The 20,316-nt window shown below is 63.2% G+C and carries 17 protein-coding genes; 6 read left to right on the plus strand and 11 right to left on the minus strand.

The window, feature by feature from the left end; genetic code table 11:
* Nucleotides 1–12 precede the first annotated feature (12 nt).
* The 3 genes from V7787_RS12935 to pmbA form a co-directional block, all read right to left on the minus strand.
* The gene (locus V7787_RS12935; RefSeq protein WP_064492412.1) at nucleotides 13–1,389 is read right to left on the minus strand and encodes a class II fumarate hydratase; all 1,377 of its coding nucleotides are present in this window, start codon (nucleotides 1,387–1,389) and stop codon (nucleotides 13–15) included.
* Nucleotides 1,382–1,783: a hypothetical protein gene (locus V7787_RS12940; protein ID WP_012051310.1), complete on the minus strand. Its 402-nt coding sequence runs from the start codon at nucleotides 1,781–1,783 to the stop codon at nucleotides 1,382–1,384. Before V7787_RS12940 ends, V7787_RS12935 begins: the two co-directional genes overlap by 8 nt.
* A 242-nt stretch (nucleotides 1,784–2,025) precedes the next feature.
* Nucleotides 2,026–3,372: a metalloprotease PmbA gene (gene pmbA, locus V7787_RS12945; protein ID WP_336088532.1), complete on the minus strand. Its 1,347-nt coding sequence runs from the start codon at nucleotides 3,370–3,372 to the stop codon at nucleotides 2,026–2,028.
* A gap of 109 nt (nucleotides 3,373–3,481) precedes the next feature.
* On the opposite strand from pmbA, the gene yjgA reads away from it, so the two are divergent.
* Nucleotides 3,482–4,003: a ribosome biogenesis factor YjgA gene (gene yjgA / locus V7787_RS12950; RefSeq protein WP_003255152.1), complete on the plus strand. Its 522-nt coding sequence runs from the start codon at nucleotides 3,482–3,484 to the stop codon at nucleotides 4,001–4,003.
* A gap of 57 nt (nucleotides 4,004–4,060) precedes the next feature.
* On the opposite strand, the gene tldD is transcribed toward yjgA, so the two are convergent.
* The 8 genes from tldD to mreB form a co-directional block, all read right to left on the minus strand.
* Complete coding sequence (tldD, locus tag V7787_RS12955; protein ID WP_003255154.1) at nucleotides 4,061–5,500, minus strand: metalloprotease TldD; 1,440 nt, start codon at nucleotides 5,498–5,500, stop codon at nucleotides 4,061–4,063.
* Nucleotides 5,501–5,502: 2 nt separating this feature from the next.
* The gene (locus V7787_RS12960) at nucleotides 5,503–6,354 is read right to left on the minus strand and encodes a carbon-nitrogen hydrolase family protein (RefSeq protein ID WP_014589818.1); all 852 of its coding nucleotides are present in this window, start codon (nucleotides 6,352–6,354) and stop codon (nucleotides 5,503–5,505) included.
* 8 nt (nucleotides 6,355–6,362) lie between these two features.
* Nucleotides 6,363–10,184, minus strand: a complete 3,822-nt coding sequence (locus V7787_RS12965) for a YhdP family protein (protein WP_064492411.1) — start codon at nucleotides 10,182–10,184, stop codon at nucleotides 6,363–6,365.
* Between the two features lie 82 nt (nucleotides 10,185–10,266).
* A complete protein-coding gene (rng, locus tag V7787_RS12970; RefSeq protein WP_010952135.1) occupies nucleotides 10,267–11,724 on the minus strand; it encodes a ribonuclease G in 1,458 nt (485 codons plus the stop codon).
* Nucleotides 11,725–11,777: 53 nt separating this feature from the next.
* The gene (locus V7787_RS12975; protein ID WP_198747337.1) at nucleotides 11,778–12,389 is read right to left on the minus strand and encodes a Maf family protein; all 612 of its coding nucleotides are present in this window, start codon (nucleotides 12,387–12,389) and stop codon (nucleotides 11,778–11,780) included.
* A 32-nt stretch (nucleotides 12,390–12,421) separates the two neighbouring features.
* Nucleotides 12,422–12,910, minus strand: coding sequence for a rod shape-determining protein MreD (gene mreD / locus V7787_RS12980; RefSeq protein WP_003255161.1), 489 nt, complete (start codon nucleotides 12,908–12,910; stop codon nucleotides 12,422–12,424).
* A complete protein-coding gene (gene mreC / locus V7787_RS12985) occupies nucleotides 12,910–13,962 on the minus strand; it encodes a rod shape-determining protein MreC (RefSeq protein ID WP_079732573.1) in 1,053 nt (350 codons plus the stop codon). Before mreC ends, mreD begins: the two co-directional genes overlap by 1 nt.
* Before the next feature lie 166 nt (nucleotides 13,963–14,128).
* Nucleotides 14,129–15,166 carry a rod shape-determining protein MreB gene (gene mreB / locus V7787_RS12990; protein WP_003255163.1) on the minus strand — a complete coding sequence of 346 codons (1,038 nt, stop codon included), beginning with the start codon at nucleotides 15,164–15,166 and terminating at the stop codon, nucleotides 14,129–14,131.
* Nucleotides 15,167–15,371: 205 nt separating this feature from the next.
* On the opposite strand from mreB, the gene gatC reads away from it, so the two are divergent.
* From gatC to V7787_RS13015, 5 genes are all read left to right on the plus strand, one after another.
* Complete coding sequence (gene gatC / locus V7787_RS12995; RefSeq protein WP_003255165.1) at nucleotides 15,372–15,659, plus strand: Asp-tRNA(Asn)/Glu-tRNA(Gln) amidotransferase subunit GatC; 288 nt, start codon at nucleotides 15,372–15,374, stop codon at nucleotides 15,657–15,659.
* 15 nt (nucleotides 15,660–15,674) lie between these two features.
* Nucleotides 15,675–17,126 carry an Asp-tRNA(Asn)/Glu-tRNA(Gln) amidotransferase subunit GatA gene (gene gatA, locus V7787_RS13000; protein WP_004574465.1) on the plus strand — a complete coding sequence of 484 codons (1,452 nt, stop codon included), beginning with the start codon at nucleotides 15,675–15,677 and terminating at the stop codon, nucleotides 17,124–17,126.
* Nucleotides 17,127–17,137: 11 nt separating this feature from the next.
* Nucleotides 17,138–18,583 carry an Asp-tRNA(Asn)/Glu-tRNA(Gln) amidotransferase subunit GatB gene (gene gatB, locus V7787_RS13005; RefSeq protein ID WP_064492409.1) on the plus strand — a complete coding sequence of 482 codons (1,446 nt, stop codon included), beginning with the start codon at nucleotides 17,138–17,140 and terminating at the stop codon, nucleotides 18,581–18,583.
* A gap of 128 nt (nucleotides 18,584–18,711) precedes the next feature.
* On the plus strand, nucleotides 18,712–19,086 hold the full coding sequence (locus V7787_RS13010; RefSeq protein WP_003255170.1) for a septal ring lytic transglycosylase RlpA family protein: 375 nt from the start codon (nucleotides 18,712–18,714) through the stop codon (nucleotides 19,084–19,086).
* Nucleotides 19,087–19,146: 60 nt separating this feature from the next.
* Nucleotides 19,147–20,190 carry a calcium/sodium antiporter gene (locus tag V7787_RS13015; protein ID WP_064492408.1) on the plus strand — a complete coding sequence of 348 codons (1,044 nt, stop codon included), beginning with the start codon at nucleotides 19,147–19,149 and terminating at the stop codon, nucleotides 20,188–20,190.
* Nucleotides 20,191–20,316 lie beyond the last annotated feature (126 nt).

Consider the following 20,316-nt stretch of genomic DNA (forward strand, 5'->3'; position numbering starts at 1 on the left):
GGTGACGCAGTGTCAGATGCCGCCGGCGGTGAGTTTTTCCGGGTCCAGCAGCGCTTCAAGCTGGTCGCGGGACAGGTCGGTGTGCTCCAGCGCCACATCGATGATTGGACGACCCTGCTTGTAGGCGGTCTTGGCGATTTCGGCGGCCTTGAGGTAGCCGATGATCGGATTCAACGCCGTGACCAGAATCGGGTTGCGCGCGAGGGCTTCCTTGAGTTTGTCTTCGTTGACCTTGAAGCTGGCGATGGCTTTGTCGGCCAGCAAGCGGCTGACATTGGCCATCAGCTCGATGCTTTCCAGCAGGTTGCGAGCGATCACCGGCAGCATCACGTTCAGCTCGAAGTTACCGGCTTGGCCTGCGACGGCGATGGTCGCGTCGTTGCCAATCACTTGGGCGGCGACCATGGCAGTGGCCTCCGGGATCACCGGGTTGACCTTGCCTGGCATGATCGAAGAGCCCGGCTGCAGAGCTTGCAGCTCGATTTCGCCCAGACCGGCCAGCGGGCCGGAGTTCATCCAGCGCAGATCGTTGGCGATTTTCATCAACGCCACAGCGGTGGTCTTGAGCTGGCCCGACAAAGCCACGGCAGTGTCCTGCGAGCCGATCAGGGCGAACAGGTTCTGGCCGGGCGTGAACTCGACCTTGGTCAGGCCACTGAGCTGGCGAGCGAAACCGACAGCGAACTGCGGATGGGCATTGATGCCGGTACCCACGGCGGTTCCGCCCTGGGCCAGCGCCTGCAAGTGCGGCAGTATCCCTTCGATGTGCGCCTTGGCAGCATTGATCTGCGCAGCCCAGCCATCCAGCACCTGGCTCATGCGCACGGGCATCGCGTCCATCAGGTGAGTACGGCCGGTCTTCACGAATTGATGTACTTGTGCCGACTTGACCTCAATCACCTGTACCAGGTGCGCCAGGGCTGGCAGCAACTGCTCGTGCAGGGCCAACGCGGCGCTGACATGGATGGTGGTCGGAATGATGTCATTGCTGCTCTGGCCACAGTTGACGTGGTCATTGGCATTGACCGCCTCACCCAGTACATGGGTAGCCAAGGTGGCGATCACCTCATTGGCGTTCATGTTCGAACTGGTGCCAGAACCTGTCTGAAACACATCCACCGGGAAGTGCTGGATGAAGTCCTCGGCCAGCAGTTGCTCGACAGCCTTGACGATAGCCTGGCCCTGCCCGGCAGACAGTTGCTCCAGTTCGACGTTGGCCTTGGCCGCAGCGGCCTTGGCCAGCAACAAGGCACGAATGAACTGGGCCGGCATACGCTGGCCGCTGATCGGGAAGTTGTCGACCGCGCGCTGGGTCTGGGCGCCGTAGAGGGCCTGGGCCGGCACCTGCAGCTCACCCATGCTGTCACGCTCGATACGGGTATCACTCATCATCAAATCCTTGCATCAGTTCATCGGGAGAAATCGAAGGCAGCAGACGGCAATTGGCCAACTGCAGGGCATAGGGTTGCCAGCGTTGGTTCTGTTCCTGGCGGTCGAGGTTGCGCAGGTCCAGCAGAGGGCGCCACGCCTGATCCAGGCACAGGCAACGCCAATGCCAGGGGAGCATGCGATCGCAGGCGGTATCCAGCAGCAGGCGAAACGCTGTCAGCGCCACCGTCCATGGCGAGGTTTCGGTGCAGCACACCAGATAGCGGCCTTCGGCCAGGTAATGCTCGATCAGGCGCGGCTCGTCGGGGTCGAGCGCACAGCGAATGCGCCGGCTGAGCCAGCGCCAGTTTTCCAGGTAGGGCAGTTCGCGGAGGACGGATTTCATGAACATCATCGCCGGGTTACTGGATAATGATATTAATTATTAAATGATAAACAGAATCACTTCAAGGAGGAGGTGATGAAATAAAAACCCGGCGCGAGGGCCGGGTCTTCGGATTTGCAGGGAAAGGTGTAGGGCTGTGCCGGCCTCTTCGCGGGTGAACCCGCTCCTACAACGGCCTATGTCCTCGCCCCGATGTGCGTCTAATATCGTGTAGGTGATGGATCCGCGCTAGGGCCGGCGCAGGCTAAAGATCAGCTACCAGCAACGGTCATCCGCTCGATCAGCACCGAGCCCGTATGAATGTTGCTACGGGTTTCAAGATCGCTACCGATCGCGACAATCTGCTGGAACATGTCCTTCATGTTTCCGGCGATGGTGACTTCCTGTACGGCATGCTGAATCTCGCCATTCTCGACCCAGAACCCCGCCGCACCACGGGAATAGTCCCCCGTCACCATGTTCAAGCCATGCCCCATCAGTTCGGTCACCAGCAGCCCGCGCCCCATACGGCGAATCAGCGCGGCCTGATCTTCGACACCGTGGCTGACGAACAGGTTGTGCACGCCACCGGAATTGGCCGTACTCGGCAAACCCAGCTTGCGCCCCGAATAGGTACCCAGCAAGTACGACACCAGCTCGCCTTTGTCGACAAACGGTTTGGCATAGGTGGCCAGGCCATCACCGTCGAAGGCGGCGCTGCCCAACGCGCGCGGAATATGCGGGCGTTCGTCGAGGGTCAGCCAGGAAGGGAACAGGCGCTGGCCAATGGTACCCTCCAGGAACGACGACTTGCGGTACAGGTTGCCGCCGGAAATGGCCGACAGGAAGCTGCCGAACAGGCCTCCGGCCAATTCGGCCGAGAACAGCACCGGTACCTCGCAAGTCGGCACCGGCCGGGCGCCAAGGCGGCTGGCGGCACGCTGGGCAGCGCGCAGGCCGATGCTGCTCGGGTCGGCCAGCAGGTTGCCCTGGCGGTTCACGTCGTACCAGTAGTCACGCTGCATCTGCCCGTCGCCTTCGGCAATCATCACGCAGCTCAGGCTGTGCCGGGTCGAGGCGTAACCACCGATGAACCCATGGCTGTTGCCATACACGCGGCAGCCCTGGTGGGTATTGAGGGTGGTGCCATCGGCGTTGAGGATGCGCGGGTCGGCGTCGAACGCCGCCGCCTCGCAGGCCAGGGCCATTTCGATGGCCTTCTCGGGCTCGATATCCCAGTCGTGGTACAGGTCCAGATCCGGGATTTCACGCGCCATCAGCGCTGCGTCGGCCAAGCCCGAGCATTCATCCTCGGAGGTATGCCTGGCAATTGCCAACGCTGCGGCGACGGTCTCGCGAATCGCCTCCGGTCCACTGGCCGAGGTGCTGGCCGAACCTTTGCGCTGGCCAACATAAAGGGTGATACCAAAGCCCTGGTCGCGGTTGAACTCGACCGTTTCGACCTCACGCTGGCGTACGGTGGTGGACAGCCCTTGCTCCAGCGACACCGCCACTTCGCAGGCACTGGCCCCCTGAAGACGCGCCTCGGCGATGATCGCCTCGACCTGTTCCTGCAATGCTGGCAGGTCTTTCGGACCTACGCTCTGGACTGCACTCATGGTTCTCTCCACTCAAATTCTGCGTTCGGCTTGGGGTCATTCTACGACCGGGCCGGACAAGCGGCCCCCGACTGGTTATCATGGCGGCGATTTCTAGCGGACTGCCACCATGGTTGATTCAAACGACGACGCCTTCGACGGCGAAAAAAGCAAAACCCAGATCAAGCGCGAACTGCATGCGCTGGTCGAACTCGGCGAGCGGCTTACCACGCTCAAGGCCGATACCTTGGCGCGCCTGCCTTTGACCGACGAGCTGCGCAAGGCACTGGCCGAGGCCAGCAAGCACACCGCTCATGGCGCCCGTAAACGCCACATGTCGTTCGTCGGCAAGCTCATGCGCGTGCAAGACCTCGATGCCATCCATGCCTTGCTCGAACAGATGGACAGCTCGACTCGCCAGTACAACGAACGTTTCCACAGCCTGGAGCGCTGGCGTGACCGGTTGATCGACGGTAACGACGAAGACCTCGAGCGCTTCGTCAATGAGTACCCCGACACCGACCGCCAGCAGCTGCGCTCGCTGGTGCGCCATGCCCAGCACGAGAAGGCGCGGAACAAGCCGCCTGCCGCCGCGCGCAAGGTGTTCAAGTACATCCGCGACCTCGACGAGTTGCAGCGCGGGTTGCGCTGACGGACTGGGGCCCTGTGGGAGCGGACGTGCCCGCTCCTGCAAGGGCCCCCGAAGCCATCAAGCCCCGGTACCGCCCACGGTAATCGCATCCAGTTTCAAGGTAGGTTGCCCCACCCCGACCGGCACCGACTGCCCGTCCTTTCCGCACGTTCCTACCCCGCTGTCCAGTGCCAGGTCGTTACCGACCATCGAAACCCGGCTCATCGCCTCGGGACCATTGCCGATCAGGGTTGCGCCCTTCACTGGCGCGGTAATCTTGCCGTCTTCGATCAGGTAGGCCTCACTGGTGGAGAACACGAACTTGCCGCTGGTGATATCCACCTGCCCACCACCGAGGTTGGCGCAGTAGATACCCTTCTTCACCGACGCGATGATCTCCTGTGGGTCGCTTTCGCCGGCTCGCATGTAGGTATTGGTCATGCGAGGCATCGGCAGGTGCGCGTAGGATTCACGGCGGCCGTTACCGGTCACCGCCATGCCCATCAGGCGCGCGTTCAGCTTGTCCTGCATGTAACCCTTGAGCACGCCATTCTCGATCAGCGTGGTGCACTCGGTCGGGGTACCTTCGTCGTCCACGCTCAACGAGCCGCGGCGGCCTTCGAGGGTGCCATCGTCGACGATGGTGCACAGGCTCGACGCCACTTTCTCGCCAATGCGGCCACTGAACGCCGAACTGCCCTTGCGGTTGAAGTCGCCTTCCAGGCCATGGCCGACCGCTTCGTGCAACAGCACGCCCGACCAGCCCGAGCCCAGCACCACCGGCAAGGTACCGGCCGGTGCCGGGATCGCTTCAAGATTCACCAGGGCCTGGCGCAGGGCCTCGCGGGCATAGCCCATCACCCGCTCTTCGGTGAAGTAGCGGTAATCGGTACGCCCGCCACCGCCCTGCCCGCCACGCTCGCGACGGCCATTCTGCTCGACGATGACGCTGACATTGAAGCGCACCAGCGGGCGTACGTCGGCGGCCAGGCTGCCATCGGCCGCGGCAATCAGAATGCGTTCCCAGACCCCGGCCATGCTCACGCTGACTTGCTGAATGCGCGGGTCCAGGGCACGGGTGGCGGCATCGACACGCTTAAGCAGCTCGACCTTTTCGGCACGGCTGAGCACGTCCAGCGGGTTGTCCGCGGTATACAGGGCGGCCACTTCCTGGCTGCGGAAGGCTTGCACCGTGCCGTTTTGCCCGGCACGGGAAATCGAACGGGCGGCACGGGCCGCCGAGGTCAGCGCTTCGAGGTTGATCGCGTTACTGTAGGCGAAGCCGGTTTTTTCGCCGGACTGGGCACGCACGCCCACGCCCTGGTCGAGGTTGAAGCTGCCCTCTTTGACGATGCCGTCTTCCAGCGCCCAGGTTTCCGAGATCTGGCCCTGGAAATACAGGTCGGCGGCATCGATGCCGGGGCCAGCCAACTCACCCAGCACGCTCTGCAGGCTGTCCAGGGTCAAGCCGCCTGGGGCCAGGAGCTGCTCACTGACGGTGGATAACATCTGGCTCATAGTCACTCCGAGGTATGCGCAGGCCGCAACGCGCCCTGCGAAAAAAAGCGCCGGTGCGATACCACCGGCATGCGCGTCCGAATGGACGCTTGTTCTTCAATGTCGCGCTCGGCAAGCAGTACCGCTTCACCTTGCGCCTGTTCTGCGAGAATGCGCCCCCAAGGGTCGACGATCGCCGCATGGCCATGGGTCTCCCGTGGGCCAGGGTGGGCACCGCCCTGTGCCGCAGCCAGCAGGTAACACTGGGTTTCGATGGCCCTGGCACGCACCAGCACCTCCCAATGTGCTGCGCCGGTCACTGCAGTAAAAGCTGCCGGTGCGGTGATCAGCTCCGCGCCGGCCGCGCGCAGCGCGCTGTACAGTTCGGGAAAGCGCAGGTCGTAACACACGCTCAGCCCCAGCCGCCCGACCGGCGTATCAGCCACCACCACCTGAGCACCCTGTGCGTAGTCATCCGACTCGCGGTAACGGCCCCGGTTGTCGGCCACGTCCACATCAAACAAGTGCAGCTTGTCATACCTTGCCGCCACCTCGCCGTGTTCATCGACCAGCAGCGAGCACGCATGGGCCTTGGCATCGGGCTGGCCGAACGGTGGCAAGGGCAAAGTACCGGCAACAATCCATAACTTGAGGTCGCGGGCGGTGCGTTTCAACCACGGCAGAATGGGCCCTTCCCCCAAGGCTTCGGCACGGCCGATGGCAGCCGCGTCCTTGCGCCCCATGGCGGCAAAGTTTTCCGGCAGCACCGCCAGCCGTGCGCCGCCCAGCGCGGCCTGCTCCAACAGGGCGCCGGCACGCTGCAGGTTGGTCTGCACGTCGTCCTGGCTGACCATCTGGATTACCGCTGCCTTCATGGGTACTCCTAGCGGGATTTCTCGAAAGGTTTCACAAATGTGATTCTAGGCTCTTTCCACGGCCCTTCGACACGGTAGTGCACGCTGGCAAAGCGTGACACGCGGTCACCGATCAGCCGATCGACCAGGAACAGCGCACCGCCCACCGCCGGCGCGCCGACGATCAACGCCGCCAGCGGCAGGTTGTTGGTCACCGGCAGGCTCACCTGCAAGTCAGCATCGACCCGGTCCCTGACCATGTCCAGCGTGCCGTCGAGCTCGAAGTTGCTCGACGGGCCGGTCACGGTAATCGGTTCGCGGGTCACGTACACGCCACTGCTGGCCACCAGCAAGCCCTTGACCCGGTCATAGGCCAGGCCCTTGTCAAACAGGTCGGAAAAGTCCAGACGCAGGCGCCGGCCAATCGAGTTGAAGTTGAGCAGGCCGAACACCCGCAGTGCCTGTGCGCTGCCTTCGACCTCGACGAACTGGCCGGTGCGCAGCGCCGCATCCATGCTGCCCGAGAAGCGCTTCAGGCCCACTGCGGCCGGCGAACCCGGCCAGCGGCCATCCACGTCCAGGCGGAAGTCGCGGCTGGTCACCGTCGGGGCAAAGCCCCAGGCGCTGAGCACATCCGCCAGGTTCTTGCCGTCAAGGCGCCCTTTGTACCAGCTGCTGGTTTTGCCCGTTTCCCCCTCCCAGCCACCACCGCCATCGATGCGCAGCCCCTTGAGGTCGAGGTCGATATCACTGGCAGTAACGCCACGTGGGGTCGGCCGCAGCTTGATCGCGGCACTACCGTAAAGATCGTCACCGCGATAGAGCTTGTCGATGCTCAGGTCCAGTGCCGGTACTTTGCGCGGATCGAACGAGGCCAGCGGGTCGGGACCGTCTTCAGCCTGCTGTTCAGCGGCGCTGGCGGCAGGCAGCCGCAAGGTCTGCATGCGCACGACCATCGGCGCGCCCTTGGCATCCGGAACGCGTGCGTTACCGATGACTTCCTTGCTGTCGAGGCGCAAATCCCAGGCCGGGCCGCCCCGGGCCAGGCGCACCACGGCCTGGTTCAGGTCCATGCCGAAGGCTTTCAACTGGCCGATGCTCAGGTCGACGCTTTGCAGGTTCTGCCGCGCGCTGCCACCGGGGTCGTCCCCAGCCAGCCGGCCCGCCTGCTCTTGCCAAGGGGCCAGGTCCAGGGTCTCCAGGCGCCCGCGTACCCTCAGCCCCTGGCTGGCAGGTACCCGGGCGTCGCCTGTGCCCAGCACTAGCTCGCCACGGCCCTGGGTCAAGTTTTCAGCCGGTGCAGCATAGGCAAAGCGGGCAAGGTCGGCGTAGGCAGCATCGAATTGCCGCTCCGGGCCCTGAAGGCTCATGCTGAAACGGCTGTCGCGGGTATCTGCTGCCGCTTTGCCGAACGGAGCCGGCAGGTCGATGGCCAGCCCCTTGAGGCTGGAAGTGACACTCAGGCGGTTGTCCCGGCTCCCCAGACTGAGCTGCAACTGATAGGGCAGTTCACCGGAGGCCGGCAAGGCCTGCTTGAACTGCAACCAGTCAGTCAGCGCCTTGAGCGATACCTGGCCATTGGCATTGATGCGGGTCTGCATCTGCCCAGCCTGACCTTCAGCGGTTATTTGCGCCGTTACCGGCTTGCCGAAGGCCTGCAGGCTGATGCCTTTGCCACTCAGGCCCTTGTCGAAGTCGAAGCTGAAGTCGCCCTTCAGGCGATTCAACTCCAGGCTTGGCGGGGCAACTTTCAGGCGCGCATCGTGGGTGGCGAAGTCCACCTGCACCTTTGGGCGCTGCCCATGGGCCAGCGGGATATCGAGCTTGACCTTGCCCTTCAGCGGCCCCTCACCTTCCCAGCCGGCGAAAATTTCACCGGTGCCGATTGGCGCTTCCTTGAGAATCTTCAGGCCATCACCCAGGCTACCGTCGAAGTTGCCATCCAGGTAGAGATGGCTGTGCTGGTCGCCGTCGACATGCGGGATATCGACATTCACATCGCTGACCTTGGTGTCGAGCAGCACGCCCTGCTGAGCCTTGATGCGCACGCCACTGTCCTCGATGAACACATCGCCATCGACATGCTGCACCTGTGGCCAACCGGGCTGGAAGTCCAGCGCGGCGTCATGCACCTTGAAGAACAGGCTGATGCTGCGCGCTTGCGGGGATGCGCCATGGTTCAGCGAGCCCTGATACTGGAAGTAGCCTTCATCCACAGCGCCTTTGACGATAGCGCTGCGCAGCCACTCGTCGAGGGCCGGGCTGAGCACCTCGGGCAGATACTTGGCAGTAAAGCGGCCATCGCCTTCGGTCAGGCCGACGCGCAGGTCCATGTAGTCCTCGCGGCCTTCCTCGAACAACAGGCGAATCAGGAAGTCACCGGCGATCTTGCCCTCCTCGCCCAGCACCTTGAGGTAGGGCGCAATCAGGGTGAAACCGTCTTTGTCCAAGGTCCAGGTCAAGCGCGCATTCGCCTTCTGGTAATGCCAGGGCTTGGCGAAGATCGGGTACAGATGCAGCATGAACGCATCGGTATCCAGGCGCAGCTCGCCGTGGCCCAGGTCACCACTGATGCTGCCACTGACGTTACCGGCCGCCGGGGCGTTGTGATAAGCATCGAAGCCTACCTTCTCCAGGTTGGCTGCGAACTGCAGCCGCTGGTCACCCTCGGCCTTGGGCCTGGCCTCGAGGCGCACATTGCGCAACGCACCGGTCACCTTCAAGCCATCGACCACATCCTTGACCTTGTCCGGCAGGGGGGCCAGGGCATCAATCAGCGGAGTCAGCGGGGTGAGGTCGAGGCGGTCGGCCTGTAACTGCCAGCTTTCATCGGCTGCGCTCTGGCCAGGGCGCTGCTGCAACTGCAGGTGAGACTCCCAGCGGGCCTTGCCGAGGTCCATGGCCAACGAGTCGACGACCACATCGAAGCCTTGCTCCCGGCGCTGGAACCAGGCGCCCAAAGCCAGGTTATTCAGGTTGGCAGCCTTGCGCCCGGCATAGGCCCCCTCCAGCCTGGGTGCATTGAGCCTTACGACGGCCCGTTGCAACTGCCCCTTGCCCCAGCCGATCCAGACCTCACCGCCTGCCCGCAGGGTGTCAGCATGCCACTGCCCCAACACCCTGGGCGGCAACCAATGTGCCCAGTCACTTTGCGGCAGGCTCACATAGGCTTCTACCTCGCCATCACGCCAGGCTTCGGCCGACATACGGCTGTTCAGGCTCAACGCCAGGGGCTGGCCGTCAGGCAGGGTCGCACGCAGATCCAGGGCCTGGCGTTTAGCACCGGCCTGCAGGCCGGCACTCACATATGTCAGGGTCAGCGGGTCGCGCTGCCAGGGGTGCAGGGTGACCAGGCTGTCGAACACATCGATACGCCCCAGCTGGCGCAGGCGCTGCAGCAAGTCGGCAGGGTCCAGCGGCGCGTCGTCCTTCTTCGGCAGGCCTTCCAGGCTCCAGGCGCCCTGCTCGTTCTCGCGAAGGATCAGTTGCAGCCCGCCCAGCTGGATGCGCGCCAGGCGCACTTCGCGGGCGGTGAGGCTGGCCCAGATGTCGGGCACCACCATGACGTCATCCAGCCGGAGCGCCTTGGCGCCTTCGCCCAATTGCAGGTCGCGCACCCGCAGCACAGGGGCCAGTCCGCTCCAGTGCCCTTCCAGGGCACCGACATGCACGGGCAGGCCCAGCGCCTGCTCGGCCTTGCTTTCTACGTCGGCACGGTACTCGGCTACCAGCGGCACCAGTTCCCGACCAAGGCTGACATACAGCGCCACCAATACGGCCAGCAGGGCACATATGCCCAACCCCCAGCGGGTCAGAGCAACAAGAACGCGGTTCAGACGTCCCATGGCCATGGCCCTCCAAGTCGTTTATCCATGATGGCCCGTCGTGCCGGTTTTACCAGCGCGACGATGCAGTGGCGTGTTTCAGAAGGCCTCAGAGCAGCACCACGTCGTATTGTTCCTGCGAATACATCGACTCGACCTGGAAGCGAATGGTTCGACCGATGAAGGCTTCCAGTTCCGCCACGTTGCCTGACTCTTCATCCAGCAGGCGGTCGACCACCTTCTGGTTGGCCAGCACACGGTAGCCTTCAGCCTGATAGGCACGGGCCTCACGCAGGATCTCGCGGAATATTTCGTAACAGATGGTCTCGGGCGTTTTCAGCTTGCCGCGGCCCTGACAGGCCAGGCACGGCTCGCAAAGCACCTGTTCCAGGCTTTCCCGCGTGCGCTTGCGGGTCATCTGCACCAGGCCCAGCTCGGTGATGCCGATGATGTTGGTCTTTGCGTGATCGCGCTCCAGCTGTTTTTCAAGGGTACGCAGTACCTGGCGCTGGTGATCTTCGTCTTCCATGTCGATGAAGTCGATGATGATGATGCCGCCAATGTTGCGCAGGCGCAGTTGTCGGGCGATGGCGGTAGCAGCCTCGAGGTTGGTCTTGAAGATGGTTTCTTCGAGGTTGCGATGGCCGACGAAAGCCCCGGTATTGACGTCGATGGTGGTCATCGCTTCGGCCGGGTCGACCACCAGGTAACCGCCGGACTTCAACGGTACCTTGCGCTCCAGAGCCCGCTGGATCTCGTCTTCGACGCCGTACAGGTCAAAGATTGGGCGCTCGCCCGGGTAGTGTTCGAGGCGGTCGGCAATTTCCGGCATCAACTCGCCGACGAACTGCGTGGTCTTCTGGAAGGTTTCCCGCGAGTCGATGCGGATCTTCTCGATCTTCGGGTTGACCAGGTCGCGCAGGGTACGCAGGGCCAGGCCAAGGTCTTCGTAAATGACCGTGGGCGCGCCGCAGGTCTTGATCTGGGTGCCAATCTGCTCCCACAGGCGGCGCAGGTAACGGATGTCCTGCAAGATCTCCTCGGCACGCGCGCCTTCGGCGGCGGTGCGCAAGATGAAACCACCGGCATCCTTGATGTTTTCGCCATCCATGCAGTCGCTGACCACTTGCTTGAGGCGCTCACGCTCGGCTTCGTCCTCGATTTTCAGCGAAATACCGACATGGCTGCTGCGTGGCATGTACACCAGGTAACGCGACGGAATCGATAGCTGGGTGGTCAGGCGTGCACCCTTGGTGCCGATCGGGTCCTTGGTCACCTGCACCACCAGGGCCTGGCCTTCATGTACCAGTGCGGTGATGTTCTCTACCGCCGAGCCTTCGCGCTGGGAGATTTCCGAGGCATGGATAAACGCTGCGCGTTCGAGGCCGATGTCGACGAAGGCCGCCTGCATGCCTGGCAGCACACGCACCACCTTGCCCTTGTAGATATTGCCGACGATGCCACGGCGCTGGGTGCGCTCGACGTGCACCTCCTGCAGCACCCCGTTTTCCACCACCGCCACACGTGACTCCATCGGGGTGATGTTGATCAGGATCTCTTCACTCATGGCAGGCTCTCGTCAAAGGTTCTTCTAATGATGGATGGCGTATGCACTGCTGGCTACTGCGGGTTTGTTACCTCTGGCGTATGCGCGAGCGACTGCCAGCAGGCGATGCCGAACTGGCCAAGCAAATCGGCCGTTTCACAGAGTGGCAAGCCGACCACCGCCGAATAGCTGCCGGAAAGGCCGCTGACGAAGACCGCACCCAGCCCCTGGATGGCATAGCCGCCAGCCTTGTCAGATGGCTCGCCGCTGGCCCAATAGCGTTGCGCTTCATCGGTGCTGATGGCGCGAAAGCGCACCGTGCTGGTCACGCAAAAACTGTGCACACGCTGGCCATCGTCCAGGGCGACAGCGGTCAGCACCTGATGCTCACGGCCTGACAGGTCAGCCAGCATGGCCAAGGCATCTTCACGGTTTTCCGGTTTGCCGAGAATACGACCATCGAGCACCACGGCAGTGTCTGCGCCGAGCACTACAGCCGGGCCGTCGACACTGTCCAGGCCGGCGGCGGCCTTTGCCCGGGCCAGGCGCTCGACGTAGGCAGGGGCGCTTTCGCTGGGTAGCGGAGATTCATCGACCGGGGCACTGATGACAATGAACGGCACGCCGATCTGCGTCAGCAGTTCACGACGACGGGGCGAGCCTGAAGCCAGGTATAGCGGGGTCATGCAGACATCTCCCTGTCAGTGGCGCGTTGCCGTCAGTTGATGTGCAAGCGTCGACGCAGGTCGCGCAAGGCAAAGCTGATCCACGGCCAGAGCAAGGCGCTGATCACCGCCGACCAGACCAGCGCCAGGGTGGGCAGGCGGTTGCCGGTCAGTGCACTGAGCCACAGCTGGATCAACTGGGCGATACCGAAGATCACCAGAATGACCAGGCTTTGCTGCCACATGGGGAACATGCGCAGACGCTGCTGCAGGGACAGCACCAAGAAGGTGATGAGGGTAAGGACCAGCGCATTCTGCCCCAGCAGCGTGCCATACAGCACGTCCTCGGCAAGGCCCAGCACGAATGCCGTGGTCATGCCGACCTTGTTCGGCACGGCAAGGGTCCAGAACGACACCAGCAAGGCCAGCCACATGGGCCGGAACACTTCCATGAACTGCGGCATGGGGGAAACGCTGAGCAGCAGGCCGATGGCGAACGTAAGCCAGATGACCCAGCCGTTATTGCGGCGTGATGCAGCCATCATTGCCTCCGGGGTTGAGCGGGTGCGGCCGGCGTGGCAGGTGCAGCAGACGGGGCTGCTGGCTGCGCGACCGGAGTGGCCGGCGCTGCCGGTGTGACCGACGCGGCAGGCGTGCCAGCGGCGGGTGCGACCTGATCACGGGTAGCGGCCGGCTGGCCAGCAGGTGCAGCGCCCTTGCGGTCAGCCTCTTCCTGGGCAATGGCGGCATCGGTGGCGCGCTGCTCCGGGCTACGCCGGTCACTGAACACCAGCAACATATAGCGGCTGCGGTTGAGCGCGGCGGTGGGGATGGCACGGACGATGGCAAAGGGCTGGCCGGAATCGTGGATCACTTCGTTGACCGTGGCCACCGGGTAGCCGGCAGGAAAGCGCTGCCCCATGCCGGAACTGACCAGCAGGTCGCCTTCCTTGATGTCGGCAGTGTCGGCCACATGGCGCAACTCCAGGCGCTCCGGGTTGCCAGTGCCGCTGGCAATGGCACGCAGACCGTTGCGGTTGACCTGCACCGGAATGCTGTGGGTGGTATCGGTCAGCAACAGCACCCGCGCGGTATAGGGCATCAACTCTACGACCTGGCCCATCAGGCCGCGGGCATCGAGCACCGGCTGGCCCAGGAACACACCATCACGCTCACCCTTGTTGATCAGAATGCGGTGGGTAAACGGGTTGGGGTCGACGCCGATCAGCTCGGCCACTTCAACCTTTTCGTTGACCAGCGCCGAAGAGTTGAGCAACTCGCGCAGCCGCACGTTCTGCTCGGTCAGGGCCGCCAGCTTCTGCAGGCGCCCCTGCAGCAGCAGGGCTTCGGTCTTGAGCTTCTCGTTTTCGGCAATCAGCTCGGTGCGGCTACCGAACTGGCCGGCCACACCCTGCCAGGCACGCTGTGGCAAATCGGTGATCCAGTACGACTCCATCAGCACCAGGCCCATCTGACTGCGCACGGGTTTGAGCACGTCAAAGCGCGCGTCGACAACCATCAACGCGACCGACATCACCACCAGAACGAGCAGGCGAACGCCCAGCGAAGGGCCCTTGGAGAAAAGCGGTTTAATGGGCCGTTCCTCGTGGACGACTCAGGAGGTCATTGGACATGGAACAACGCACCAGCCTGGTTGCGGGTTGACGGATACGGCGCCCCAAACGGGCGCCAGCCCAGCGCATACAGGTAGCACTGTACGTACTACCTGTAAACCGGGCGCTCGTGAACAGCGAGCGGGATCACTCGCTGGAGAGCAGGTCCATCGCGTGCTTGTCCATCATCTCCAGGGCGCGACCGCCGCCACGGGCGACGCAGGTCAGCGGGTCCTCGGCGACGATCACCGGCAGGCCGGTTTCCTGGGCCAGCAGTTTGTCGAGGTCACGCAGCAGCGCACCACCACCGGTCAGCACCAGGCCGCGCTCGGCGATGTCCGAGGCGAGTTCCGGCGGCGATTGCTCGAGGGCGCTCTTGACCGCCTGGACGATGGTCGCCAGCGATTCCTGCAGCGCTTCGAGCACTTCGTTGGAGTTCAGGGTGAAGGCACGCGGTACACCTTCGGCCAGGTTACGACCACGCACGTCGACTTCACGTACTTCGCCACCTGGGTAGGCAGTGCCGATTTCCTGCTTGATACGTTCGGCGGTGGATTCGCCGATCAAGCTGCCGTAGTTGCGGCGCACGTAGGTCACGATGGCTTCGTCGAAGCGGTCACCGCCAACGCGGACGGACTCGGCATAGACCACGCCGTTCAGCGAGATCAGGGCGATTTCAGTGGTACCGCCACCGATATCGACGACCATCGAACCGCGGGCCTCTTCAACCGGCAGGCCTGCACCGATGGCAGCGGCCATCGGCTCTTCGATCAGGAACACTTCACGGGCACCCGCGCCGAGGGCCGACTCGCGGATGGCGCGGCGCTCGACCTGGGTCGACTTGCACGGCACGCAGATCAGCACGCGCGGGCTCGGCTGCAGGAAGCTGTTCTCGTGAACCTTGTTGATAAAATATTGCAACATTTTTTCGCAGACGCTGAAGTCGGCAATGACGCCGTCCTTCATCGGACGAATGGCTGCAATGTTGCCGGGCGTACGGCCCAGCATGCGTTTGGCTTCGGTACCGACGGCGACGACGCTTTTCTGGTTGCCATGGGTACGGATGGCAACAACCGAGGGCTCATTCAGGACGATACCGCGCTCACGCACGTAAATAAGGGTGTTGGCAGTACCCAGGTCGATAGAAAGATCGCTGGAAAACATGCCACGCAGTTTCTTGAACATGGGAAAGTGACCCTGGGGAAAGCGTGGGTAAAAAAGTGCGGCAAACTCTAACAATGGCAGGGATTTTGGGCAAGGAGCCAATATGTTAAATTGGCTGTTTTTCCGAGCACGCCAGCAGAATTTCGCGGCCGTTAGACCGCCAGAAAGCTGACATGTTCCTCACCGCGGACCCAAATTCCGTTCTTTGTTTCCCTTGGAGATCCTCATGGCGCTTGAACGCTGCGACGTGGAAAAGATCGCCCATCTGGCCCGCCTGGGCCTGAATGATGGCGAACTGCCACGCATTACCGACGCCCTGAACAGCATTCTCGGCCTGGTCGACCAGATGCAAGCGGTCGATACCACTGGCATCGAGCCCCTGGCCCACCCGCTGGAGGCCAGCCAGCGCCTGCGTCCTGACCAAGTCACCGAAAGCAACCAGCGCGATGCCTACCAGGCCATCGCGCCGTCGACCGAAAGCGGTCTGTACCTGGTTCCCAAAGTCATCGAGTAAGGGATAGAGCCTGCCATGCATCAATTGACCCTGGCCGAGATCGCCCGCGGACTCGCCGACAAATCGTTTTCTTCCGAAGAGCTGACCGGCGCCCTGCTGGCGCGCATCAAACAGCTCGACCCGCAGATCAACAGCTTCATCAGCATCACCGACGACCTGGCCCTGGCTCAGGCGCGTGCCGCCGATGCCCGTCGCGCCGCTGGCGAAACCGGCGCGCTGCTGGGTGCACCGATCGCCCACAAAGACCTGTTCTGCACCAACGGCGTACGCACCAGCTGCGGCTCGAAGATGCTCGACAACTTCAAGGCGCCCTATGACGCCACCGTGGTCGCCAAGCTGGCCGAAGCCGGCATGGTCACCCTGGGCAAGACCAACATGGACGAATTCGCCATGGGTTCGGCCAACGAATCCAGCCATTACGGCGCGGTGAAGAACCCGTGGAACCTCGAGCACGTTCCGGGCGGATCGTCCGGTGGTTCGGCCGCTGCCGTGGCCGCGCGCCTGCTGCCCGCCACCACGGGCACCGACACCGGCGGCTCGATCCGCCAGCCAGCGGCACTGACCAACCTCACCGGCCTCAAGCCGACGTACGGTCGTGTGTCGCGCTGGGGCATGATCGCCTACGCCTCCAGCCTCGACCAGGGCGGCCCGCTGGCCCGCACCGCCGAGGACTGCGCGCTGCTGCTGCAAGGTATGGCCGGTTTCGACGCCAAGGACTCCACCAGCATCGAAGAACCGGTGCCGGACTACAGCGCCAGCCTGAACGCTTCGCTGCAAGGCCTGCGCATCGGCCTGCCGAAAGAGTACTTCGGTGCCGGCCTCGACCCACGCATCGCCGACCTGGTCCAGGCCAGCGTCAAAGAGCTGGAAAAGCTCGGTGCAGTGGTCAAGGAAATCAGCCTGCCGAACATGCAGCATGCCATTCCGGCCTACTACGTGATCGCTCCGGCTGAAGCCTCTTCCAACCTGTCGCGTTTCGACGGCGTACGCTTCGGCTACCGCTGTGAAGAGCCCAAAGACCTCACCGACCTGTACAAGCGCTCACGCGGCGAAGGGTTCGGCGTTGAAGTACAGCGCCGCATCATGGTCGGTACCTACGCCCTGTCGGCCGGCTACTACGACGCCTATTACGTGAAGGCGCAGCAAATCCGCCGCCTGATCAAGAACGACTTCATGGCCGCCTTCAACGATGTCGACCTGATTCTCGGCCCGACCACGCCAAACCCGGCCTGGAAGCTTGGCGCCAAGAGCAGCGACCCGGTTGCCGCCTATCTCGAAGACGTCTACACCATCACCGCCAACCTGGCGGGCCTGCCAGGCCTGTCGATGCCTGCGGGCTTCGTCGACGGCCTGCCGGTCGGCGTGCAACTGCTGGCGCCGTACTTCCAGGAAGGCCGCCTGCTCAACGTCGCGCACCGCTACCAACAGGTGACCGACTGGCATACCCGCGCCCCCAACGGCTTCTGAGGAATTCACACATGCAATGGGAAGTTGTGATCGGGCTGGAAATCCACACTCAGCTCGCCACCCAGTCGAAGATCTTCTCCGGCAGCGCTACCACCTTTGGCTCCGAGCCGAATACTCAGGCCAGCCTGGTTGACCTGGGCATGCCCGGCGTATTGCCGGTGCTGAACGAGCAAGCCGTGCGCATGGCGTGCATGTTCGGCCTGGCCATCGATGCCGAGATCGGCAAGCGCAACGTGTTCGCACGCAAGAACTACTTCTACCCCGACCTGCCCAAGGGCTACCAGATCAGCCAGATGGACCTGCCGATCGTCGGCAAGGGTCACCTGGACATCGCGCTGGAAGACGGCACCATCAAGCGCATCGGTGTAACCCGCGCGCACCTGGAAGAAGACGCCGGCAAGAGCCTGCACGAAGACTTCAGTGGTTCCACCGGCATCGACCTGAACCGTGCCGGCACCCCGCTGCTGGAAATCGTCTCCGAGCCTGACATGCGCAGCGCCAAGGAAGCCGTGGCTTACGTCAAGGCGATCCACGCGCTGGTGCGCTACCTGGGCATCTGTGACGGCAACATGGCCGAAGGTTCGCTGCGCTGCGACTGCAACGTATCGATCCGCCCGAAAGGCCAGACCGAGTTCGGCACTCGCTGTGAAATCAAGAACGTCAACTCGTTCCGCTTCATCGAGCGCGCGATCAACAGCGAAATCCAGCGCCAGATCGACCTGATCGAAGACGGTGGCAAAGTGGTGCAGGAAACCCGCCTGTACGACCCGAACAAGGACGAAACCCGCTCCATGCGCAGCAAAGAGGAAGCCAACGACTACCGTTACTTCCCCGACCCCGACCTGCTGCCGGTGGTCATCGAGGACAGCTTCCTCGAAACCATCCGCGCCGGCCTGCCGGAGCTGCCGCCACAGAAGGTCGAGCGCTTCCAGACTCAGTACGGCCTGTCGGCCTACGACGCCAACGTATTGGCCTCCAGCCGCGAACAGGCAGACTACTTTGAACAAGTGGTGAAGATCGGTGGTGATGCCAAGCTGGCGGCCAACTGGGTCATGGTCGAACTGGGTAGCCTGCTGAACAAGCTGGGTGTCGAAATCGATCAGGCGCCGGTCAGCGCCGCGCAACTGGGCGGCATGCTGCTGCGCATTCGTGACAACACCATCAGCGGCAAGATTGCCAAAACCGTGTTCGAGGCCATGGCCGCCGGTGAAGGCGATGCCGACAGCATCATCGAGAGCAAAGGCCTGAAACAGGTTACCGACACGGGTGCGATCGACAAGATGCTCGACGAAATGCTGGCAGCCAATGCCGAGCAGGTCGAACAGTATCGCGCAGCCGATGAGGCCAAGCGCGGCAAGATGTTCGGCTTCTTCGTCGGCCAGGCCATGAAAGCCTCCAAAGGCAAGGCCAACCCGGGGCAGGTGAACCAATTGCTCAAGGCCAAGCTCGAAGGGTGATGGTTTTACCCCTGTAATGCTGCGAGGGCTTCGCCCTCGTTCGCGGCTGAAGCCGCTCCTACACAAGCCAGCGTTTTCACTGTAGGAGCGGATTTACCCGCGAATGGTCGCACCGGAGAGCACCTGACTTGCTAAAACGTTCCCTCGGCACCCTCGCCCTGTTTTCTTTCCTGGCCGGCTGCGCCAGCCATGACATCGACCCGCGCGGCTACGACCAGACGGGCACCGCTTCCTACTACGGCTCGCGCCACCATGGCAAACGCACCGCCAGTGGCGAACCGTTCAACCAGCACGGCCTTACCGCCGCCCACCGCAGCCTGCCCTTCGGCACACGTGTACGGGTGACCAACATGGCCAACCAGCGCAGTGTGGTGGTACGCATAAACGACCGTGGCCCGCACACCCGCGGCCGCCTGATCGACCTGTCTCGCGCAGCAGCGGAAAAAATCGGCATGCTCCGTAGCGGAACAGCGCGCGTGCGAGTACAAGGGCTTAGCGACTGACGCGACAGGAGTCCGACCATTTTCGACCTGGCCACCCTTCCCACTTTTAGCCTGCTGCAAATGGGCGTTGCCCTGCTGTTGCTGGTCGGCGGCGCCGAGCTACTGGTGCGCTCCGCTTTGCGCCTGGCGCAGCGCCTGCACGTGCGCCCGCTGATCATAGGCCTGAGCCTGGTGGCCTTCGGCAGTACCGCGCCACAATTGACCGTAAGCCTGCAGGCCGCCTACCAGGGTGCGCCGGATGTGGCAGTAGGCAGCGTGATCGGCAGCAACATCTTCAACGTACTGGTCATTCTCGGCCTGGCCGCGCTGATCATCCCGCTGCGGGTGTCACGCCAGCTGGTGCGGCTGGACATTCCTTTGATGATCCTTGCCAGCGGGCTGGTGTATGCGCTGTCCGCCAATGCCCATCTGGGCAGGGTTGAAGGGGCACTGCTATTGCTGGGGCTGGCCGGTTACCTGGCAATGCTCTGGCATCAGTCGCGCCATTACGCACGCACCTACCCTGCCCCGGACGCCGCCAGGTCCGGGGCCGGGCGCTTCTGGTCAGGTACGCTGCTGCAGATACTGGTCGGCCTTGGCCTGCTGAGCCTGGCGGGCCACTTGCTACTGGAAGCTGCCATCGAGGTGGCCACCGACCTGGGCCTGTCCGAGCGTATTATCGGCCTGACGGTCGTCGCCATCTGCACCTCCCTGCCGGAACTGGCCGCTGCGCTGATCGCCGCCTTGCGTGGCGAACGGGAGATCGCCGTGGGCACGGTGATCGGCAGTAACCTGTTCAACCTGCTGGCTGTACTGGGCCTGACCGCACTGATCACCCCGGAACCCCTGTCGATCTCGCCTAACGCGCTGTCTTTCGATCTGCCTGTAATGCTCGGCGTTGCTGTCCTGAGCCTGCCAGTGTTCTATTCCGGTTACCGCATCACTCGCGCAGAAGGCCTGGTGTTTCTTTGCCTGTACCTGGCCTACGGCCTTCATGTGGCGGCTTTTACCATGGGTATGCCGCTGGCTGGCCGCCTGGAGCGATTGATGCTGTTCTATGTACTGCCGGTGCTCGCTACGGTGTTGCTGTACACCACTGTGCGTGCCTGGCGGAGGCAGCATTGAGGGGCATGGAAGGGAAACGCGTCAGGGCCGCCAGACGCATGCCTTTAGGCTTTCATCGCCTGTGAGATCGAGCGCCGCCCGCGCGGCGCTTCGCGGGTAAACCCGCTCCTACGTTTGTTTCGGGCC

It is taken from the genome of Pseudomonas sp. CGJS7 (assembly GCF_036961695.1).